The sequence below is a fragment of the Sphingomonas glaciei genome, from assembly GCF_023380025.1.
In the GTDB taxonomy this organism is placed as follows: domain Bacteria; phylum Pseudomonadota; class Alphaproteobacteria; order Sphingomonadales; family Sphingomonadaceae; genus Sphingomicrobium; species Sphingomicrobium glaciei.
The window spans coordinates 1,315,565-1,333,757 of sequence record NZ_CP097253.1; the positions used below are offsets into that span (position 1 = coordinate 1,315,565).

The following is an 18,193-nucleotide window of genomic DNA, read 5'->3' on the forward strand; positions in this document are numbered from 1 at the left end:
AAGCGGCTAGCCACGCGGCCATGTCGCGCACCCTCCTTCCCCTCGCCCTCGCCCCGCTCCTCCTGCTTGCAGGGTGCGGCGATCAGCAGCCCGCCACGGTCAATGAAAGCGTCGGCGACGCCGGGCTGGAGCAGGAGAATGTGGTGTCGGGCGACGTCACCGCGATCGACGCCGCGACCGCCGACGATGCGCGCATGGCGAACGACCTGCCCGCGCCGGACTTCGACGCAAACGAGGCCGACCTTCCGTCAAACGAATCCAACGAAAGCGATAACGAGGCCTGAGTTCGCCTCAGGCCAGGCCCACCATCTTGTGGGTCTGCAGGCTCAGCCGCCAGCGCGGTCGGTCCATCGCCACCGCGATCGCCTCCGCGACGCTTCCCTCCGGCCCGTCCATCGGCTGAATCAGCAAGTGGCGGAAGTCCCAGCCTTCGAGCTCGGCGAGGTCGATCCCCGCCTGCGGCCAGACCAGCTTCAGCTCGTCGCCCGACCGCTGCACGACCTGCGTCCCGGCCTTGGGACTGATGCACAGCCAGTCGATCCCCGGCGTCGCGGCGAGCGTCCCGTTGCTTTCCGCCGCCACCCGGAACCTGCGCCGATGCAGCGCATCGATCAGTGCGGCGTCGAGCTGCAGCATCGGTTCGCCGCCCGTCACCACCACCAGCCGCTGCTCAGGTCCCTCGCCCCACAGACGCTCGACCAGATCGGCAAGCGCTTCGGCATCGGCGAACTTGCCCCCGTTAACCCCATCGGTGCCGACGAAATCGGTGTCGCAGAAGCGGCACTGCGCGGTGGCGCGATCGGCCTCGCGCCCGCTCCACAGGTTGCAGCCGGCAAAGCGCAGGAACACCGCCCGGGCGCCGCTCTGCACGCCCTCGCCCTGCAACGTCAGGAAGCATTCCTTGATCGCGTAGGTCACGGCGCCGCCGCATAGCGGGTCGGATCGGGCAGCCCCGCCTGCTCGAAACCCATCGCCCTGAGGCGGCAGGCATCGCACTCGCCACACGCGCCGCCGTCGGGGCCCGGGTCGTAGCAGCTGTGGCTCAGCCCCGCGTCGAGCCCTAGGCGGGCCGCTTCGCGCGCGATGTCGGCCTTGGTCATGTCCTGCAGCGGCGCATGGATGGTGAACGGATCGCCCTCGACCCCGGCCTTGGTCGCCAGATTGGCCAGCCGCTCGAACGCCGCAACGAAGTCCGGGCGGCAGTCGGGATAGCCCGAATAATCGAGCGCGTTCACCCCCACGAATAGATCGCGCGCGCCGCTTGCCTCGGCCAGGCCCAGCGCCAGGCTGAGGAAGATGGTGTTGCGGGCCGGCACGTAGGTGACTGGAATGCCCTCGCCGACGCCGTCCTTGGGCACCGCGAAGTCGGCGGTCAGCGCCGAGCCGCCGAATGCGCGCAGATCGAGCGGCAGGATCACGTGGCGGTCGGCAAGGTCCGCCGCGATCCGCTTGGCGGCCTCGAGCTCGACCCGGTGGCGCTGGCCGTAATCCACCGTCAGCGCGCAGACCCGGAAGCCCCGCTCCCGCGCCAGCGCGGCGCAGACCATGGAATCGAGCCCGCCCGAAAGAAGGACGACGGCAGTGGAAGGGGTGCTGGGCATGGCGGCGCGCCCATAGGACGGGGGCGTCCGAAACGCAAAAATCGGAGGCCCTGGAAAAGAAGGGCCGCCCCGAAGGGCGGCCCAGGTTCGGGCTCAAAGGCCCGTCAGGGAGGAAAGCGTGCCGAACCATCGGTCAGGCACAAACAAGCCCTAGCAGCTTATGGTTAAACAACGCCTTAACGTCGACCGGAAATAGGACATTCTCCGACCCTTCGGGCATAAATACTGAGGTCATAAGGCTCGCCGCGGTGAAAGCCCTGCGTACTGAGCTTGAGCGATCGCGGCGTGGTGACGGTGATCTCCGAGCGACCGAAATCGCCCGGCCCGCAGTCCAGCGTCATCAACAGCCGCCGCGGCGAGTTGGCAAGGATCGTCCGTTTGCAGCGATCCCCGGCGTGGGCATAGGTCGCCAGCAATTCCATGTCGGGCAGGCAGCCGCGCCGGGCCCCGCGCCCGGTCGCGTCGCGGCTCACTTCCCACAGGCCGGGCTCCACCCCCGGCAACACGGACGGCGCCCGCGCGGCCTCGGCGAACCCGCCGGCCAGGGCCGCAAGCAGCATGAAGGGCGCGACTCTGCTCATCCCGCCGCTTTTATCACGCTTCCGTTTCAATCGAAGACCAGGGGAAAGCTGGTCGAGCAGAATTCGCAGTCGACGCGGATCACGCCCTCGTCATTCTTCATCTGCTCGCGCTCCTCCTCGGGAAAGCGGGCAATGACCGAGCGGACATAGTCGGGATCGCAGCGGCAGCCGCGCGACAGCGGGGCTCCGGGCAACACCCGCACTTCCTCTTCCTCGTGGAACAGGCGCCAGACGAGGGCATCGAGCGACAGGGTCTCGTCGGTCAGTTCCTCGGGGCGCACCGATCCCGCCAGCACCGCGACATGGTCCCAGTCGGGATGGTCGAGCCGGGTGTGCAGCCGCTCGCGCCCTTCCTCGCCTTCGGGCAGGTGCTGGAACAGGATTCCGCCCGCGACCCAGCCGTCGGCCTTCTTTTCGGCCGCCAGGCGGACGATTGAGGGAATCTGCTCGGACTGGGTGAAATAGCTTTGCGCGGCCTCGGCCAGGCTGTCGCCTTCCAGCGGAACGATGCCCTGGTAGCGCTCGTCGGTGGCGGGCTGGTCGAAGGTGATCGCCAGATAGCCTTCGCCGAACAACGTCTTGAGCGTCGGGGCGTGGGCGGCATCCGCCAGCTTGACCGGATCGTGACGAACATAGCCACGCAGTTCGCCACCTTTGTAGTCGCACACCAGCAGGTCGACCACGCCTCCTTGGGTCTGCGCCTGAAGCGTCAGCTGCCCGCCGGGATCCTTGAGCAGCGAGCCAAGCAGCGCGGTCAGCGCCAGCGCTTCGGCCAGCATCCGCTCGATCGGCGGCGGGTAGGCATGGGCGGAAAGGATGCGGCGCAGCGAAGGGCCGATCCGGGCCGCGCGGCCGCGGGCATTACGCGCCGGAACGGTCACGCCAAGCGCGGCATCGAGAGTAAGAATGTCGGGGGTCATGCAGGGGAGATAGGAAGCCCCCCTGCCGACCTCAACCGCCCGTCCCGTGTCCCGGCAAGTGCCGGGGCGGGTCGTCAGGCGGAGCGCGCCTCGCGGGCGGCTTCGTTGGCATCGCGGTGGGCGTTGGTGCGGGTCAGGCGCTCGGCCATGGCTTCCCAGGCCTCGGCGGCTTCCAGGTTGCGGCGCTTGACGTTCTCGAGGCTGGCGGCGTCGGCGTCGCGGCGGCACTCGGCGGCGCGCTCGGAATAGAATTGGAGGGTGGACATCGGGGGCTGTCTTCCTTCGCTAGGGTTGGCAGGAGAGAGAAAGAAAGCGGCCCGCACGCCATCACACAAGCGGGCCGCTCTCTCTAACTCAGGCTCAGGCGCTCTGCAGGTTCACAGCGCTCGCGCGGCCATCACGGCCGCTCTGCAGCTCGTACTGGACCTTCTGGTCGCGATCGAGCGTGCGCATGCCGGCCGCTTCAACTGCCGAGATGTGGACAAAAGCGTCGCCGCTTCCATCCTCGGGCGAGATAAAGCCATAGCCCTTGTCGGCGTTGAAGAATTTGACGGTTCCGGTGATCATGGTGGTAGTCCTTCTCGTAGCGCCACCCGAAAGCCGGGCAGCACGCTAGGAGCAGCATGGAGAGAAGGAGTAAGGAGCCGCAAAGCGCCGTAGACCGTCAAAACTTGCGACTGATAGCCATCTCCATATGCGCCCGAATGGCCGGAATTACAACTGTGGCCCCCGCGGACCTTCGCGGGCGGACCGCGCGGAGAGCAATTGAGGGCCGGGTCACAACCATGTGCCTTCTTGCCAGTCGACCCGGGCACGCGCAGTTACGTGGTTACGAAAGAATACCATGCAACAGGAGCTTCGATCCCATGCACAAGAGTCTCGCCTTCGTCGCCGCCCTCGCCCTTGCCGGCACCGCCGCGATCGCTGCTCAGCCCGCCCCGCAATCGGCCGCCGCCGCCGCCCGTTTGGTGCAGGCCGGCCGCTACACGGTCGACGCCAACCATACGCAGGTCGTCTGGTCGGTCGACCACTTCGGCTTCAGCCGCCTGTACGGCATGGTCGGAGCGATGAGCGGGACACTCAACATCGATCCCGCCAACACCCGCAACGCCAAGGTCGCGATCGACATTCCACTGTCGGGCCTGACCGTCACCTCGCCCGGCTTCGCCAAGCATCTCGCCACCGCCGACCTGTTCGACACCGCCAAGTTCCCGACCGCGCGGTTCGTGTCGCGCAGCGTCACCGTGCGCGGCACCCAGGCGACGATCGCCGGCGACCTCACCCTGCGCGGAGTGACCAAGCCCCTCACCCTCGACGCCCGCCTCCACGGCGCCGGCGCCAACCCGATGAACAAGAAGCAGACGGTCGGCTTCTCGGCTACCGCCACCCTGAAGCGCAGTGACTTCAACCTCGGCTATGCCGTTCCGGCGGTGTCGGACGACGTGAAGCTCGAGATCACCGCCGCGTTCGAGAAGTAAGGCCGCGCCCCCGCCACCTCCTTGTCCCCGCAGGAAATGACGCTATATTGCGTCAAAGGAGGTGGCACATGGGTTTGGCACAATATGCGGAAGGCGGCCTGTTCGCACCCGGCAAGATCGCGACCCTGCTGCGCACCACCAGTCAGGAAGTGGCGGCCTCGGCCGGTCTCGCGCGCGACGCCGTACAGCGGCAGGAGCGTCTCCGCTCGCCCCGCACCCAGGGCCGGCTGCGCGAGATGGTCGAGATCCTGAACAAGGTCGAGCCGCGCTTCGGCTCGCCGCTGATGGCCTTTGCCTGGTACCGCTCGGAGCCGCTGCCGGGCTTCGCCAACCAGACCGCGATGACGCTGGTCCAGCAAGGCCGCGCCGGGGACGTGCTGGCCTATATCGATGCGGTCGACGCGGGCGTGTTCGCCTGAGTGGACTGCGCTTAGGTGGACTACAGGGGCACGCTCTACCGCTCGCTCAACCCGCTCTACGCTCGCCAACCGCTTTCGGGCGAAGGCGCCGCACGGTTCGGCGGGCGCTTCAATCCGCGCGGGGTCCCGGCGCTCTACACCGCGCTGACCATTGCCACCGCCATCCGTGAGGCCAACCAGGCCGGCGATCTCCAGCCGACCACCCTGGTCGCCTATCGCGCCACGTTCACCAACCTGTTCGACTGCCGCGACGCCGCGGTGCTTGCCCGTTTCGAAATGACCGCCGAGACGCTGGCCGACCCGGCCTGGCGCGAAGCGATGCGCAAGGACGGCCGCGCCCCGACGCAGGACTTCGCTCTCGCGCTGATCGCCGCCGGCCATCCCGGAATGCTGGTCCGCAGCTTCGCCCGCGGCGCTGCCCCGGACGACCTCAACCTCGTCCTCTGGCGCTGGACCGGTGACGGGGCTCGATTATCCGTCATCGACGACGAGGCCCGGCTTGGCTGAAGCGGGGCTCTCGACGACCGGCGGAAACATCTCGTCGGCGACCTTCAGCAAAGGATCGGCAGGATCCCTCCGGCGCGCTTCGTCGAAGTCGAGATCGGCGCGGGCACAGTCCCCCGCCAGGCGATAGGCAATCCCCCGGCCCGCCAGCGGCCGTGCCTCGCCGGGCAGCCGTTCGATCGCGCGGGTCAGATGGGCGATAGCGTCCGGAAACCGCCGAAGTTCAACCTCGACCATCCCGAGCTCGAACCAGCCATCACCCCGGTCGGACTCTAATTGGGTATGGGCGAGAAACGCCTCACGCGCCTGCTCGAAGTCGCCAAGCTGCCGCATCAGCACGCCGCTGTTCCAATGCGCCGCGCTGTCGGAGGGATAGCCGCTGAGGGAATGGCCATAGGCCCCGACTGCCGCCCGCCGCAGACGGGTCGCCTCCACCTCGTCACCCACCCGTGAGAAAGCGTCAGCCTGCGCACTCATCGCCAGGCCCTTGTCGAAGGAGCTCGCGCGCACCGTCTGCAGCCAACGATTGCATGCTGCGATCGTGTCGGCCGGCGGAAGCGCGGGCTTTTCGGCCACGCAAGCGTCGCGAAACGGCTTTTCGCGCGCACTCACCCGCTCCCCCACGACCATCAACAGCCCGGCGAGGACAAAGAAGAACCCGACGACGCAATTGTAGACCAATGAAGCCGAGTATCGCCGTGGGTGAAGGCCACGGTGATAGGCTCGTTCCGGAAGGTGCGGAGGAGAGGCTTGATCCGCCCCCGCCGCAATCCAACGACGCAATAGACCAGCATGCCGGCGCCCATGCCGGCCCCGGCCAACCCGAAAAGCCAGGGCTCGAGGTCGACGCTCAAGCGGCCTCGGCCGGCACCTCATAGTCCGCCGACGCCGCGCTCAGCCCGTCGACGAAGGCGCGGATGTCATTGTCGTCGATGATCAGCGGCGGCAGCACGCGCACCACATTGTCGCCCGCCGCCACCGTCAGGATGCCGCGGGTGCGCAGGTAGCCGACGAACGCCCGGCTGTCGGTCTTCATCTTGATGCCCAGCATCAGGCCCATGCCACGCACGCTTTCGAACAGCCCGTCATGGTTGGGGATCATCTGCTCCAGCGCCGAGCGCAGGCGCTGGCCGGTGTCGCGCACCCGGGCCAGAAATTCGGGGTTGGCGACCACGTCCAGCACCGCATTACCCGCCGCCATCGCCAGCGGATTGCCGCCGTAGGTGCTTCCGTGGGTGCCGATCACCATACCGCTCGCGGCCTTCTCGGTCGCCAGGCAGCAGCCGAGCGGGAAACCCCCGCCGATGCCCTTGGCGCTCGCCAGGATGTCCGGCACGATTCCGTACTGCTCGTAGGCGTAGAGCGTCCCTGTCCGCGCGACGCCGCACTGCACCTCGTCCAGCACCAGCATAAAATCATGCTCGTCGCACGCCTTCCTGAGGCCGGTCATGAACTCCTGGCTCGCCGGACGGATACCGCCCTCGCCCTGAACCGGCTCGACCAGGAAGCCCGCGGTGGTCTCGTCGATCGCCGCCAGCGCGGCGTCCAGATCGTCGAACGGGACCACTTCGAACCCCTCCAGCAACGGTGCAAAGCCGTCGCGCAGCTTCACCTGGTCGGTCGCGCTGATGGTCGCCATGGTCCGCCCGTGGAAGGCATTGGAAAAGGTGATCAGCTTGTTCTTGTGCGGATTGCCCGCGGCATGGTGATAGCGCCGCGCGGTCTTGATGGCGCATTCCACCGCTTCGGCGCCCGAGTTGGTGAAGAATACGGTGTCGGCAAAGGTCAGCTCGACCAGCCGGCTCGCCAGCGCTTCACCCTGCGGAGACCCGTACAGGTTCGACACGTGCATCAGCGTTTCGGTCTGCTTCTGGATCGCGCCGATCAGATGCGGGTGGCTGTGCCCCAGCAGGTTGACCGCGATGCCGCTGGCGAAATCGAGATAGCGCTCGCCCCCCTCGCCGATCAGCCACACGCCCTCGCCTCGGACCGGCCGCACCTCGCAGCGCGGATAGACGGGCATGAGCGGCGTGATGGCCATGAACGGGCTCCTGGAGGACAGACAAGAAAAAGGGCGCGGCTCCCGGGTGGAAGCCGCGCCCTCTTAGCGGGAGCGGAGGGGAAGGTTAACCCCTCCGCTCGTAGCCTTAGCGGCGATAGGGGTAGCCCTCGCGGCGATCGTCGACACCGTTGCGGTTGTTGTCGATGAAGCCCTCGCGGCGATCGTCGATACCGTTACGGTTGCGGTCGACCCACCCATCGCGGTTGTCGCGAACACCGTCCCGGTCACGGTCCCGACCGCCGCCGACACCGCGGCCATAGCCGTTGCCGTAGCGGTTGTTGCCGTCACGGGCCTGCACCACGATCCGCTGCTGCAGCTGGGCGATCCGAACGTCGAGATCACGCTGCTCGCTGGCATTGATGCCATTGCGGGCATAGCTGCGAGCACGGTTCTGCAACTCGATCGCCTGGCCACGCAGACGGTCCGCCTCACGCGGGCTCAGCCGGTTGCGGCTGTCCACCTGAAGGCGAAGCTGATCGGTCCGCTGCAGGTAGAACTGCACCAGCTGCTGCTGGTTGGCGTAGCCGTAGCCCTGGTTGTAGCCATAGCCCTGGTTGTAACTATAAGGCTGCTGACCCTGATAATATTGCGCGCTGGCCGGAGTGGCGGCGGCAACGGCCGCAAGGCCGGCGGCGGCGAACAGGAACTTCTTCATGCTTACTCTCCCTCATCGAGGCTTGATGAGAGAAGTTCTAGGCGCTGCCCGAGTTCCACAGGCTGAACACGCCCGTTATCTGCCATTCACCAGCCGAAACGACCAAGTGACTGAAAAGTCTAGTTCTTGATCTTCCACCCGCTCTTCAACAGGCCATAACAGAGCGCGAACAGCCCCAGGTTGAGCACCAGCAGCAACATCGCCCCGAATAGGATAGGCGAATCGGCTTCCGACAGGAAACCATGACGGAAGCCCGAGATCACATAGAAGAACGGGTTGGCGTGGCTGATCCCGCGGAACAGCGGGCTCAGCGCCTCGACCGAATAGAAGGTGCCGCTCAGCAGCGACAGCGGCGCCACCACGAAGTTGGTCACCGCCGCCGCATGATCGAACTTCTCGGCCCAGATGCTGGTGATCAGTCCGAGGAAGCTCAGCAGCAGCGATCCCATCAGCCCGAACCAAATCACGCTCAACGGGTGGATCACCGTGACCTCGACTCCGGGCCACAGCGCCATTGCCAGCCATACCGCGCAGCCGACCAGCAGCGCGCGGGTCACCGACGCCCCGACCAGCCCGGCGATCAGCTCGCCCACCGACAGCGGCGGCATCAGATAATCGACAATCGTGCCCTGGATCTTGCCGACCAGCAGCGAGAAGCTCGAATTGGCGAAGGCGTTCTGGATCATCGCCATGATGATCAGGCCTGGGGCGATGAAAGTCGGGAACGGCACGCCCATCACCTGCCGGTTCGCCCCGCCCAGCGCGATCGAGAAGATCACCAGGAACAGCAGGGTGGTCACCGCCGGCGCCCAGATGGTCTGGGTCTGGACCTTGAAAAAGCGGCGTACCTCCTTGACATAGAGGGTCCTGAGGCCGCCCCAGTTGACGCCCCGCAGGCGCGCCTGTCCTGGCGCGGTGCGAGTGGATGAGGGCTGGTCGTTCACGCGATCAGCGCCTATCGGCTGCGGGCTGGGACGGCAACCGGTTAACCCGAAGAAGCAAAGCGACGCAAAGAATGAGCTGGACTGACGAACGGATCGAGCGGCTGAAGGCGATGTGGGCCGAAGGCAAGACAGCGAGCGCGATCGCGGATGACCTAGGCGGCGTCAGCCGCAACGCGGTGATCGGCAAGGCGCACCGCTTGGGCCTCGATTCGCGTCCCTCCCCGGTCAAGCCGGGCGAGGACAAGGGCGCCTCGGCACCCGCTGCCGCGCCAGCCCCCTCGGTCGCTCCGGCGTCCGAGCGTGCCGCCCCGTCGCGAGTCAAGGAGAAGCCGGCGATCGCCGCCATCCTCGAAAGCGCGGCGCCGATGCCCGACGACGACCTCCCCGCGGCACCGGCTGCCGCGCCGGCGCCGGCTCCTAGCACTCCGGCTCCCGCTAAGACCGGCGAAACGGTGATGGTCTATCGCTCGATCGGCCCGGGCGGCTTCGTTCGCCAGGGTCCTGGCGACCAGCAGCCGCCGATCCCGCCGGCCCCGCCGCGCCGCCTGATGCCGGCCAAGCCCGCGCCCGAAATGGCCGACAAGACCGGCCTGCTCGACCTCAACGACCGCATCTGCAAGTGGCCGATGGGTCACCCGGGCGAGCCCGATTTCCACTTCTGCGGGCAACAGGCCAATCCCGGCTATCCTTATTGCGTCCAGCATTGCGGCGTCGCCTATCAGGCGCAGTTGCCCCGCCGCGATCGCCGCCCGCCGCCGCCGCTTCCCTACGGCGGCCCGCGGGTCCGCTGAGCTCGCAAACCCGACAAAAAGGGCTCCGGAAGCATTCGCCTCCGGAGCCCTTTTCTCGTCAGCCGGAGCGGGTCAGGCCTCCGCGCCCTCACGCTCCCCGGCTGCGGCCTCGATCCGGTCGTGCCGCGGCTGGGCCGTCCCGCCGATCTCGATCCGGCGCGGCTTCATCGCCTCGGGGATCTCGCGCTTCAAGGTCAGTGCCAGCATGCCGTCGGCCAGGTCGGCGCCGGTCACGTTGACATGGTCGGCCAAGGCGAAGCGCCGCTCGAAGCTGCGGGTAGCAATGCCGCGGTGGATATAGTCGGCCCCACCCTCGTCAGCCTTGCGACCGCGGATGATCAGCACATTCTGGTGGCTGGTGATCTCGATCTCCTCGCGGCGGAAGCCGGCCACGGCGATCTCGATCCGATATTCATGCTCGCTGGTGCGAATGAGGTCGAACGGCGGGTAATTCTCGCCCGCGCCCGAGGCCGCGCTGCTTTCCAGCATGTCGAACAACCGGTCGAACCCTACCGCGCTGCGGCGAAACGGGGTGAAGTCGAATGCACTACGCATGTCTTGTCCTCCTGATGAGTTGAGCAACAAGGCGGGCGGGAGCGACAAGCTCGCAGCCCGTCACCGGGCCCTCAAGCGGCGCCCGGCAAGACACATGTTGGAAGCAGCATTTTCCGGTTCAAGAGGGGTACAGCGCCCGCAGGCCTCGATCATTTCTCCACTCAGCCCTTGGCCATTTGTCGATCGACGGATCGGCAACGCCGCTTTCGGGACCTTAGTTCGCTGGCCATCGTTCCGCCCCCGTGCCTGTTCGCCCGCCCCCGCCCCCCGCGAGGCTGCCCGCCCCCGCGAGACCGCCTGCGCACGCCTCGGCGCGGGTGCTGACCAATCGCCAGGTGCCATGGGCGACCAGCCAGCTGCAGCTGCGCCGCCGCTCGCGCTACGGGACCGCGACCCAGCTCGCCATCCGGCTGGCGATCATGGCGCTGCTGCTGGCGCTGATCATCGGCTTCCACTGGATCGAGCGCGACAGCCTCAAGGACACCCACGACGGGTCGATCAGCCTCGCGGACATCATCTACTTCACGATGATCAGTGCCACCACGACCGGATACGGCGACATCGTGCCGATCACCGAACAAGCCAGGCTGTTCGACGCGCTGGTGGTAACGCCGATCCGCATCTTCTTCCTGCTGATCCTCGCCGGAACCGCATACAGCTTCTTCATCAAACGCCTGTGGGACAAATATCTGATGCGCCGACTTCAAGCAGGTCTGACCGGCCACATCATCGTCGCCGGCTTCGGCAGCAGCGGCTCGGAAGCGGTGGCCGAACTGGTCGCCCGCGGCAGTGAGCCCTCCTCGCTAGTCGTGATCGACTGTGACGAGGAAGCCCTCACCCACGCCCACGATTATGGCTGCATGGTGCTGCAGGGGGACGCCACCCGCGACGCCACGCTGCAGGCGGTCCATGTCGAACGGGCCCGCGCGCTGCTGGTCACCGCCGGCCGCGACGACACCTCGATCCTGGTCTGCCTGACCGCCCGCCACCTCGCTCCCGACCTCAGGATCACCGTCTCCGTACGCGCGTCCGACAATGAGCTCCCAGCCAGAGCCGCCGGGGCGACCACCGTGATCAACCCGGTCAGCTTCGCGGGGCTGCTGATGGCGGGCTCGGCAGCGGGCTCGGGGGTCGCCGATTATCTTGCCGACCTCGCTTCAGCCAAGGGCCGGGTCCAGCTGCGCGAGCGGACGGTCGAGGCGAATGAGGTCGGCCGCCAGCTGGCCGAGATCGACACCGGCGTCGGCCTGCGCATCATCCGCGACGGCCAGGCGATCAGCTTCGAGGATCCCGGCGCCTGCACCCTTCAAGGCGGCGACCGGATCATCGAATTGTTCGGCGAGGGTGCACCCGGCGATCATGCGCGAACCGCGGCGGGAGCAAGTCGGGGTTCAGCCTTGCCGGTCTAGGACGCTCGACGCCATGCGCCGCCAGCTTGCCACCCCGGCCGACCGGGTCCGTTCCGTCGGCCTCGCCGCGCTGATCCACCTCGGGATCGGCTATGCCCTGCTGACCGGTCTCGGGGTCACCCCGGTCCCGGCCAAGCTGGCCGAGCCGCTGACCCTGCTCGACATCACCGAGCCGCCCGAGCCTGAGCCGCCCGCCGTCCCGATGCTCCCCGAGCCCGCGCCAAAGCCGACTGAGCGCGCCGCCGACCCCGAAGGCGCCGCCGCTCCGCCTGCGCTGAAGAACACCCCGACGCCCGTCGTCGCTCCGCCCCCGGTGGTCCGCCTGCCCGTTCCCCCGCCGCTTCCCGCGGCGCCGATCGCTGGCATCGGCACCGCCCCCAACCCCGGCGCCGCGCCGTTCGACGGCCCTGGCACCGGACGCGGCGGCGAAGGTGAGGGCCTTGGCGCCGGCCGTTCCGGCAACGGCACCGGCGGCGGAGGGTCGGGTGGGGTGGCGCAGGAGCCTGAATATCTCAGCGGGTCGATCGAATGGCGTGACGTACCGCCCGCGGTTCAGGCCCAGGGCCCCCGCGGCATCGTCCGCTTCCGCCTGCTGGTCGGGACCGACGGCCGCGTCCGCGACTGCCGGGTGACGCGCTCCAGTGGCTATCCCGGGCTAGATGCCGCGACCTGCACGGCGGCGATCCGTCGCCTCCGCTTCGCCCCCGCCCGCGATACCGCGGGCCGGCCGGTCGAAGCTTGGTCTCCTGGCAGCAATGAATGGAACCGCCGCCCCGGCGCCGACCGCTGGGTCGATCCGGTCGAGGTCCGCGACTAGAAGTTCACCGGGGCCTGGACATAGCCATACCAGCGCACTTCGGGCCGACCCTGGCCGTCGAGCGCCGGGCGGAAGCGCACCCGTTCCTCGACCAACCGGCAGGTCCACTGATCGACGATCGGATTTCCGCTCGACCGATTGACCTTGCAGTCGGTGGCGCGGCCATCGACCTGGACCCGCACCGCGACGAACACCCGCCCGCCCCGCGGCCACACCCTCAGCACCTCGCGCGGATAGCTCCGCCCGGTCAGCGTCGTCGCCTGGATCACCGACGGCCCGGCGCCCTCGCCCCCGTCCCCGCCGCCGCCCGGACCCGACCCGGCGCCGCCCGACCCGGTGCCGCTGCCCTGGCCCCCGGCCCCGCTCCCCGTACCGTCGACCGGCGCAGCGCCCGCACTCGGCGCGCTCCCGGCACCGAGGGTCGGCGCGACAATCACCGGCGGCGGTGTCGGCGGAAGTTGCACCACCGGCTCGACCTGCTTGACCGGCGAAGCCTCGGCCTTTCTTGCCGGCGGCGCGGCGGCCCCCTCCTCCTTTGGCACAGCGCGGCTCTCGACCACGACCGGCGGCGGCCGTGGCGGAACCGGCTCTTCCGGCGGCACGACGTCGAAAATCTCGAGCGGCCTTTGCAGGCTATGCGTCAGACTGGCCGACGACCCCAGGGTCAGCAGCCCGGCAAGCACCCCGGCGTGGACCAGGATCACCAGCGTGATCGCACCCGCACGGTCGCGAGAGTTGAGGGGAGAGGGCTGCATCGCCAGTGCTTTAGCGGAAAAGGTCCAACTGCTCCGTTAACCGAAAATCCAGTCGAGGCTCATCATTACCGCCAGCCCGACCATCAGCGCAAAGGTCGCGGTCCCTTCCTGGTGGTCGCGGTGCGTCTCGGGGATGATCTCGCTCGACACCACCCAAATCATTGCCCCGCCGGCAAAGCCCAGTCCCCACGGCAGCAATTCGCTCGACAGCGAGATGGCCGAGATGCCGAGAAAGCCCCCGACCGGCTCGATCAGGCCGGTCAGTACTGCGATGAAGAATGAGAACAATCGCCCGTAACCGACCGCCGCCAGGCTCACCGCCACCGCCAGGCCCTCGGGTATGTTCTGCAACCCGATCCCGAAGGCGGTGGCATAGCCGGCGGTGTGGTCGGGGCTTCCGAAACTCACCCCTACCGCCAGGCCTTCGGGAAAGTTGTGCAGCGAGATGGCGATCACGAACAGCCAGATCCGCGACAACTTGCTCTTCTCCGCCCCGCTCATCGGCCCAGAAATGAAATGCTCGTGCGGCGCGACACGGTTCAGCAAATGGAGCGTGCCGGCGCCAAGCAGGATCGCCGATCCGACGATCAGCGCGGCCACCGTCTTGTTGCCACCGTGAAGGTCGCCGGCGGCATTGAGCCCCGGAATGATCAGCGAAAAGAAGCTCGCCGCCAGCATGATCCCGGCGGCAAAGCCGAGGAAGATGTTCTGCGTGCGCTGGCTGATCCCCTTGAGGAAGAAGACCGGAAGCGCGCCGAGCGTCGTTGCCTGCCCGGCCAGGAAGCTCGCGAGCGTTCCTGCGGCGATAAGGTCGGACGCCACCTAGGAAACCAGCCCCAGCCGCAGGTCGAGACGCATCTCTTCGCCGGGCTCCAGAACCCGCAAGCCAAGCTCGCCCCAACGCTCCTCCGGCTCGTTCAGCGCGGCATTGGCGTGGGTCACCGGCTCTGCGACGAATATCCCGCCGCTTTCCGGCGAGTAGAGCTGGAAGAAGCCGGCATCCGGGCTCGAAAGACGAAGCAGCGCCGGCCATTCGGGATCAGTCAGACGGGCCTCGCCGCCCCAGCCGCCGAACCCATGGTCGAGCCCCTGCCCGCACGCCGCCCGCTCCCGTAGGTCGAAGCGACCGGTCGCCGCCACCTCGCCGGTCGGCAGCACATGCTCGTCGATCTCGAACGCGCTGCGGACCTCGGTATCGATCCGGGTCTCGGCGGTGCAGGGAAAATAGGGATGCTGGCCAAGGCCGCACGGCATCGGCTCGCGGTCGAGGTTGCGGCAGTGCAGCTCCAGCGACAGTCCGCGCTCGTAGAGCGAGACGACCTGCTTCGCTTCATACTTCCACGGCCACTCGCCGGCTTCATGCATGAAACGCAATTCGGCATCCTGCGCGCCGGCGCTCTCCACCGTCCATGGCGCCAGCCAGCCCTGGCCGTGCAGCGGCGAGATGTCGCCCGCCATGTTGGGCTTGATCACCACCTCGCGACCACGGAAGCTGAAATGTCCGTCCCGGATGCGGTTGACATAGGGCACCAGCGGGAAGCTCGCCATGTCGAGCACGCTGTCCGCCCCTTCGCGGGTCGGCCGCAGCAGCGGGACGCGGCGTCCCTCCCCGGTCCAGGTCAGGTCGCGGATCGCACCACCGAGCGCCGGGCTGAGCACCAGCTCGAGATCGCCCGCGCGGAGCGTGAGATTGTGTTCGGCCTGCAACATGAACCCGTTCTTGGCCATTTGTTCAGACCATCGCAACTGATCTGGGGATAATTACCTCCCCGGCGCTTGCGATGTTGGAATCAGGGCGCGAAACAACAGCCCCGCTCCGGGGAGGGATGCGATCATGCGCACACGGGTTAAAGACTATATCGAGGTCAGCGAGTACACCTCGCTCGACCGGTTGATCACCACGTTGAACGCTATTCGCGACAGCCTGCCCGAAACGGCCGAGCCCGAGCTCAAGATGCGCGGCGACGACGTGTTCGGTCGCCGCCTGTCGATCAGCTACTGGCGTGAGCTGACCGCCGAGGAGCAGGCCGCCGACGCCAAGTACAGCGCCGACGCCGCAGCCGGCGAGGCGATCGCCGCCATCGCTGCCCAGCTCGACGAGGTGCCGTTCGAGCAGGCGGCAAGGGCAAAGCGCCAGGCCGCCTGAACCCGGCTCGTCCCGGTCACGGCCGGGACGAAAACCTCACCATTCCGCGAAGCTGCCGTCCTTGTGGCGCCAGATCGGGTTGCGCCAGCGATGGCCTTCCTTGGCCACTTCGCGCACCTTGGCTTCGTCGATCGTCACGCCGAGGCCCGCACCCTGCGGGATCGGCAGATAGCCATCGACCGGGGTCAGCACCTCCGGATCGGTGACGAACTCCAGCAGGTCGTGGCCGACGTTGTAATGGATGCCGAGGCTCATCTCCTGGATCGCGACATTGGGCGCGTTGGCGGAAAGCTGGAGGCAGGCGGCGAGCGCCAGCGGTCCCAGCGGGCAATGCGGCGCCACCGCCACGTCATAGGCCTCGGCCATCGCTGCGATCCGTCGGCATTCCGAGATTCCGCCGGCGTGGCTGAGGTCGGGCTGGATGATATCCACCGCACCGCGTTCGAAGAACGGCTTGAAGTCCCAGCGCGAATAGAGCCGCTCGCCGAGCGCGATCGGGGTCGAGACCAATGCGGCGATGTCGGCGAGGCCCTCGGGGTTCTCGCTGAGAAGCGGTTCTTCGATGAAAAGCAGGCCGAGCGGTTCCAGCACCTTCGCCAGCTGCTTGGCCATCGGCCGGTGCACGCGGCCGTGGAAATCGAGCCCGACGTCGAGCCCGGCCGCCTGCGCCGCCTGCACCCGCTCGATCACCTCGTCGAACAGGCGTGGGGTGCCGATCCAGTCGAGGTCGGCGGTGGCGTTCATCTTGACCGCGCTGAATCCCTGCGCCTTGCGCGCCTTGGCGGCGTCGGCGATCTCGTGTGGGCGGTCGCCGCCGATCCAGGCATAGGCCCGGATCCTGTCGCGCACCCTGCCACCCATCAGCTCCCACGCCGGGACGCCAAGCGCGCGGCCCTTGAGGTCCCACAGCGCCTGGTCGAACCCCGACAGCGCGCTCATCAGCACCGCGCCGCCGCGATAGAAGCCGCCGCGATAGGCGATCTGCCAAATATCCTCGATACGCCGCGCGTCATGCCCGATGAAGCGGTCGCGGATCGCCTCGAACGCGCCGTTCACCGCTTCCGCATGGCCCTCGAGACTCGCCTCGCCCCAGCCATGCGCACCGTCGACCGTTTCGACCCGCACGAACAGCCAGCGCGGCGGTACCAGGAAGGTCTCGATCCGGCCGATCTTCAGTTCGGGAAGGGCCATCATGCCGCCTCCGGCGTCTGTTGCGACTGGTTGCCCAGCGCCAAGCCCTTGTTCTCCGGCTCGACCCGCTCGCCCGAAGGAGTGTCGCGTGGCGGCCAGCAATCCTGGCCGAGCGGCTTGACCGGCACTGCCAGGCACACCGACGAAGCGGGAAGCACATCGCGCCAGTCCTTGATCAGCTGCTTGTATGCCTTGCCGACGTTGCGGATGTTACGGTTGAGATCATACAGGCCGAGCGGATTAACGTTGCCGTTCTGCTCACGCAGCGCGGTGTCCCAGTCAACCTGGTCGGTCAGCGAATACCAGGTGAAGCCGACGGTGGGGATGCCGACGTTGCGCAGCCGCAGCACATTGGCCCATTCCTTCCACAGCCACTGCACCGCTTCCTGGCCGGTCGGACCTTCGCGCAGGTTGGTCTCGGTGTGCATGATCGGGAGGCGGTAGCGATTGTGATATTGCCGGGTGATCTCGCAATAACCGAAAGTCTCGCCTGCCGCCTCGGTCCGCCCGTTGGCGTGGACCCGGTGCTCATTGGTCCAGTAATAATCGTTGCCGAGGATGCAGTGCTGCTTCAGCCGGTTGCCGAGGAAGAAATGATATTCCTCCCGGGTCATCCCGTTATCCATCAGATATTCGTACATCTCGCTGTCGACCCGCCGCCCGTAATTGAGGTCGAGCGTCAGGAAGCGGCGGCTGTTGAGCACTTCGGCCGGACCGATCGCGGCCGGGCTGTCGGCATGGAAATATTCGGATGATTCTGACTGGATGAAGATAGCGTCGGGGCGCCGCTTCAGGATCTCCACCATCGCCAGCACATTGGCCTTCACGATGTGCTTGATCGCGGTGACGAAGCCGAGGTCGGTCTTCAGCTGCTCGTTCCACCAGCCATATTTGGCGCTGAACGCGGCGCAGATAAACATCTCGTTCACCGGCGTGTAAAGCTGGATCCACGGATAGCGTTCGGCGAAGTCTGCGGCGTAATTGGCGAATTGCTGGCTGAAATCGGGGTTCTGGAAATTGCCGATCCAGTCCGGCACGCCGAAGTGGCACAGGTCGACGATCGGGGTGATGTCGCGCCGCTTGAGGTCGTTCAGCGTAAGATCGGCGAACTCCCAGTCATATTTGCCCGGCCCGAGGAAGGTCTTGTGGATCGGCGGCCCGAAACGGAGGTAGTGGATCCCCAGATCCTCGACACAGTCGAAATCCTCGCGCCAGCGGCGATAATGGTCCGAGGCCTCCATCTGATCGACGCGGGTCTTACCGCCGTTGATCGTGGGGATGCTGTTCTCGATCCCCGTGGCAAACATGAAATTGGCGATTGTTGCCTCCTGGCAAATACGGCAGGTCGAATAACGCTGAGCGGGT

At 67.2% G+C, this 18,193-nt stretch carries 24 protein-coding genes; 8 read left to right on the forward strand and 16 right to left on the reverse strand.

From position 1 onward, the window contains the following. Positions 1–20: 20 nt before the first annotated feature. A complete protein-coding gene (locus tag M1K48_RS06500) occupies positions 21–284 on the forward strand; it encodes a hypothetical protein (protein WP_249505026.1) in 264 nt (87 codons plus the stop codon). A 7-nt stretch (positions 285–291) separates the two neighbouring features. Here the strand turns inward: M1K48_RS06500 and queE are convergent, their stop codons facing one another. The 6 genes from queE to M1K48_RS06530 form a co-directional block, all read right to left on the reverse strand. Continuing rightward, positions 292–918, reverse strand: coding sequence for a 7-carboxy-7-deazaguanine synthase (queE, locus tag M1K48_RS06505; RefSeq protein WP_249505027.1), 627 nt, complete (start codon positions 916–918; stop codon positions 292–294). Beyond that, complete coding sequence (gene queC / locus M1K48_RS06510; RefSeq protein ID WP_249505028.1) at positions 915–1,601, reverse strand: 7-cyano-7-deazaguanine synthase QueC; 687 nt, start codon at positions 1,599–1,601, stop codon at positions 915–917. Before queC ends, queE begins: the two co-directional genes overlap by 4 nt. 176 nt (positions 1,602–1,777) lie before the next feature. After that, a complete protein-coding gene (locus tag M1K48_RS06515) occupies positions 1,778–2,182 on the reverse strand; it encodes a DUF3617 domain-containing protein (protein WP_249505029.1) in 405 nt (134 codons plus the stop codon). 26 nt (positions 2,183–2,208) lie between these two features. Next, on the reverse strand, positions 2,209–3,102 hold the full coding sequence (gene hslO / locus M1K48_RS06520; protein ID WP_249505030.1) for an Hsp33 family molecular chaperone HslO: 894 nt from the start codon (positions 3,100–3,102) through the stop codon (positions 2,209–2,211). A gap of 74 nt (positions 3,103–3,176) precedes the next feature. After that, a complete protein-coding gene (locus M1K48_RS06525) occupies positions 3,177–3,368 on the reverse strand; it encodes a hypothetical protein (RefSeq protein ID WP_249505031.1) in 192 nt (63 codons plus the stop codon). A gap of 94 nt (positions 3,369–3,462) precedes the next feature. Next, entirely contained in the window at positions 3,463–3,669 is a 207-nt protein-coding gene (locus M1K48_RS06530) for a cold-shock protein (RefSeq protein WP_168067087.1), read from the reverse strand. Between the two features lie 299 nt (positions 3,670–3,968). Between M1K48_RS06530 and M1K48_RS06535 the strand changes: the two genes are divergently transcribed. The 3 genes from M1K48_RS06535 (at position 3,969) to M1K48_RS06545 (ending at position 5,506) form a co-directional block, all read left to right on the forward strand. Continuing rightward, positions 3,969–4,580 (forward strand): YceI family protein, encoded by a 612-nt coding sequence (locus tag M1K48_RS06535; protein ID WP_249505032.1) that lies wholly within the window; start codon positions 3,969–3,971, stop codon positions 4,578–4,580. Between the two features lie 68 nt (positions 4,581–4,648). Further along, positions 4,649–4,999, forward strand: a complete 351-nt coding sequence (locus M1K48_RS06540; RefSeq protein ID WP_249505033.1) for an antitoxin Xre/MbcA/ParS toxin-binding domain-containing protein — start codon at positions 4,649–4,651, stop codon at positions 4,997–4,999. A gap of 15 nt (positions 5,000–5,014) precedes the next feature. Continuing rightward, entirely contained in the window at positions 5,015–5,506 is a 492-nt protein-coding gene (locus tag M1K48_RS06545; RefSeq protein ID WP_249505034.1) for an RES family NAD+ phosphorylase, read from the forward strand. Here M1K48_RS06545 and M1K48_RS06550 read toward each other — a convergent pair. The 4 genes from M1K48_RS06550 to M1K48_RS06565 form a co-directional block, all read right to left on the reverse strand. Further along, positions 5,471–6,079, reverse strand: a complete 609-nt coding sequence (locus M1K48_RS06550) for a tetratricopeptide repeat protein (RefSeq protein WP_249505035.1) — start codon at positions 6,077–6,079, stop codon at positions 5,471–5,473. The genes M1K48_RS06545 and M1K48_RS06550 overlap by 36 nt on opposite strands. Before the next feature lie 274 nt (positions 6,080–6,353). Then, the gene (locus M1K48_RS06555) at positions 6,354–7,544 is read right to left on the reverse strand and encodes an aspartate aminotransferase family protein (protein WP_249505036.1); all 1,191 of its coding nucleotides are present in this window, start codon (positions 7,542–7,544) and stop codon (positions 6,354–6,356) included. A gap of 106 nt (positions 7,545–7,650) precedes the next feature. Beyond that, complete coding sequence (locus tag M1K48_RS06560) at positions 7,651–8,220, reverse strand: hypothetical protein (RefSeq protein WP_249505037.1); 570 nt, start codon at positions 8,218–8,220, stop codon at positions 7,651–7,653. 119 nt (positions 8,221–8,339) lie between these two features. Next, positions 8,340–9,164, reverse strand: a complete 825-nt coding sequence (locus M1K48_RS06565) for an ABC transporter permease (RefSeq protein WP_249505038.1) — start codon at positions 9,162–9,164, stop codon at positions 8,340–8,342. 71 nt (positions 9,165–9,235) lie between these two features. Between M1K48_RS06565 and M1K48_RS06570 the strand changes: the two genes are divergently transcribed. Beyond that, positions 9,236–9,955, forward strand: coding sequence for a GcrA family cell cycle regulator (locus M1K48_RS06570; protein WP_249505039.1), 720 nt, complete (start codon positions 9,236–9,238; stop codon positions 9,953–9,955). A 72-nt stretch (positions 9,956–10,027) separates the two neighbouring features. Here the strand turns inward: M1K48_RS06570 and M1K48_RS06575 are convergent, their stop codons facing one another. Continuing rightward, positions 10,028–10,510, reverse strand: a complete 483-nt coding sequence (locus M1K48_RS06575; protein ID WP_249505040.1) for an Hsp20 family protein — start codon at positions 10,508–10,510, stop codon at positions 10,028–10,030. 320 nt (positions 10,511–10,830) lie between these two features. Between M1K48_RS06575 and M1K48_RS06580 the strand changes: the two genes are divergently transcribed. Then, positions 10,831–11,919: a potassium channel family protein gene (locus M1K48_RS06580; RefSeq protein WP_406697343.1), complete on the forward strand. Its 1,089-nt coding sequence runs from the start codon at positions 10,831–10,833 to the stop codon at positions 11,917–11,919. Positions 11,920–11,932: 13 nt separating this feature from the next. Continuing rightward, positions 11,933–12,736 carry an energy transducer TonB gene (locus M1K48_RS06585; protein WP_249505042.1) on the forward strand — a complete coding sequence of 268 codons (804 nt, stop codon included), beginning with the start codon at positions 11,933–11,935 and terminating at the stop codon, positions 12,734–12,736. Here the strand turns inward: M1K48_RS06585 and M1K48_RS06590 are convergent. From M1K48_RS06590 to M1K48_RS06600, 3 genes are read right to left on the reverse strand one after another with little or no spacing between them, the layout of a single operon-like run. Beyond that, positions 12,733–13,491 carry a TonB family protein gene (locus M1K48_RS06590; RefSeq protein WP_249505043.1) on the reverse strand — a complete coding sequence of 253 codons (759 nt, stop codon included), beginning with the start codon at positions 13,489–13,491 and terminating at the stop codon, positions 12,733–12,735. The two genes, M1K48_RS06585 and M1K48_RS06590, sit on opposite strands and share 4 nt — an antisense overlap. A 36-nt stretch (positions 13,492–13,527) precedes the next feature. Then, the gene (locus tag M1K48_RS06595; protein ID WP_249505044.1) at positions 13,528–14,313 is read right to left on the reverse strand and encodes a ZIP family metal transporter; all 786 of its coding nucleotides are present in this window, start codon (positions 14,311–14,313) and stop codon (positions 13,528–13,530) included. Then, positions 14,314–15,201, reverse strand: coding sequence for an aldose 1-epimerase (locus M1K48_RS06600; protein WP_249505045.1), 888 nt, complete (start codon positions 15,199–15,201; stop codon positions 14,314–14,316). It lies immediately after the preceding gene. 124 nt (positions 15,202–15,325) lie between these two features. On the opposite strand from M1K48_RS06600, the gene M1K48_RS06605 reads away from it, so the two are divergent. Continuing rightward, entirely contained in the window at positions 15,326–15,637 is a 312-nt protein-coding gene (locus M1K48_RS06605; RefSeq protein ID WP_249505046.1) for a hypothetical protein, read from the forward strand. Between the two features lie 36 nt (positions 15,638–15,673). Here M1K48_RS06605 and dgoD read toward each other — a convergent pair whose 3' ends face one another. Both dgoD and M1K48_RS06615 read right to left on the reverse strand, forming a co-directional pair. Further along, complete coding sequence (gene dgoD, locus M1K48_RS06610; protein WP_249505047.1) at positions 15,674–16,831, reverse strand: galactonate dehydratase; 1,158 nt, start codon at positions 16,829–16,831, stop codon at positions 15,674–15,676. Continuing rightward, on the reverse strand, positions 16,828–18,135 hold the full coding sequence (locus M1K48_RS06615) for a family 1 glycosylhydrolase (RefSeq protein WP_249505048.1): 1,308 nt from the start codon (positions 18,133–18,135) through the stop codon (positions 16,828–16,830). The genes dgoD and M1K48_RS06615 overlap by 4 nt, the downstream gene beginning before the upstream one ends. Between the last annotated feature and the right edge of the window lie 58 nt (positions 18,136–18,193).

Coding starts and splice junctions, on each gene's coding strand:
- M1K48_RS06560 (WP_249505037.1), bottom strand. CDS start 8,220: ATGAAGAAGTTCCTGTTCGCCGCCGCCGGCCTTGCGGCCGTTGCCGCC.
- M1K48_RS06515 (WP_249505029.1), bottom strand. CDS start 2,182: ATGAGCAGAGTCGCGCCCTTCATGCTGCTTGCGGCCCTGGCCGGCGGG.
- queC (WP_249505028.1), bottom strand. CDS start 1,601: ATGCCCAGCACCCCTTCCACTGCCGTCGTCCTTCTTTCGGGCGGGCTC.
- hslO (WP_249505030.1), bottom strand. CDS start 3,102: ATGACCCCCGACATTCTTACTCTCGATGCCGCGCTTGGCGTGACCGTT.
- M1K48_RS06615 (WP_249505048.1), bottom strand. CDS start 18,135: ATGTTTGCCACGGGGATCGAGAACAGCATCCCCACGATCAACGGCGGT.
- M1K48_RS06600 (WP_249505045.1), bottom strand. CDS start 15,201: ATGTTGCAGGCCGAACACAATCTCACGCTCCGCGCGGGCGATCTCGAG.
- M1K48_RS06540 (WP_249505033.1), top strand. CDS start 4,649: ATGGGTTTGGCACAATATGCGGAAGGCGGCCTGTTCGCACCCGGCAAG.
- dgoD (WP_249505047.1), bottom strand. CDS start 16,831: ATGATGGCCCTTCCCGAACTGAAGATCGGCCGGATCGAGACCTTCCTG.
- M1K48_RS06555 (WP_249505036.1), bottom strand. CDS start 7,544: ATGGCCATCACGCCGCTCATGCCCGTCTATCCGCGCTGCGAGGTGCGG.
- M1K48_RS06590 (WP_249505043.1), bottom strand. CDS start 13,491: ATGCAGCCCTCTCCCCTCAACTCTCGCGACCGTGCGGGTGCGATCACG.
- M1K48_RS06500 (WP_249505026.1), top strand. CDS start 21: ATGTCGCGCACCCTCCTTCCCCTCGCCCTCGCCCCGCTCCTCCTGCTT.
- M1K48_RS06535 (WP_249505032.1), top strand. CDS start 3,969: ATGCACAAGAGTCTCGCCTTCGTCGCCGCCCTCGCCCTTGCCGGCACC.
- M1K48_RS06525 (WP_249505031.1), bottom strand. CDS start 3,368: ATGTCCACCCTCCAATTCTATTCCGAGCGCGCCGCCGAGTGCCGCCGC.
- M1K48_RS06605 (WP_249505046.1), top strand. CDS start 15,326: ATGCGCACACGGGTTAAAGACTATATCGAGGTCAGCGAGTACACCTCG.
- M1K48_RS06570 (WP_249505039.1), top strand. CDS start 9,236: ATGAGCTGGACTGACGAACGGATCGAGCGGCTGAAGGCGATGTGGGCC.
- M1K48_RS06575 (WP_249505040.1), bottom strand. CDS start 10,510: ATGCGTAGTGCATTCGACTTCACCCCGTTTCGCCGCAGCGCGGTAGGG.
- M1K48_RS06585 (WP_249505042.1), top strand. CDS start 11,933: ATGCGCCGCCAGCTTGCCACCCCGGCCGACCGGGTCCGTTCCGTCGGC.
- M1K48_RS06530 (WP_168067087.1), bottom strand. CDS start 3,669: ATGATCACCGGAACCGTCAAATTCTTCAACGCCGACAAGGGCTATGGC.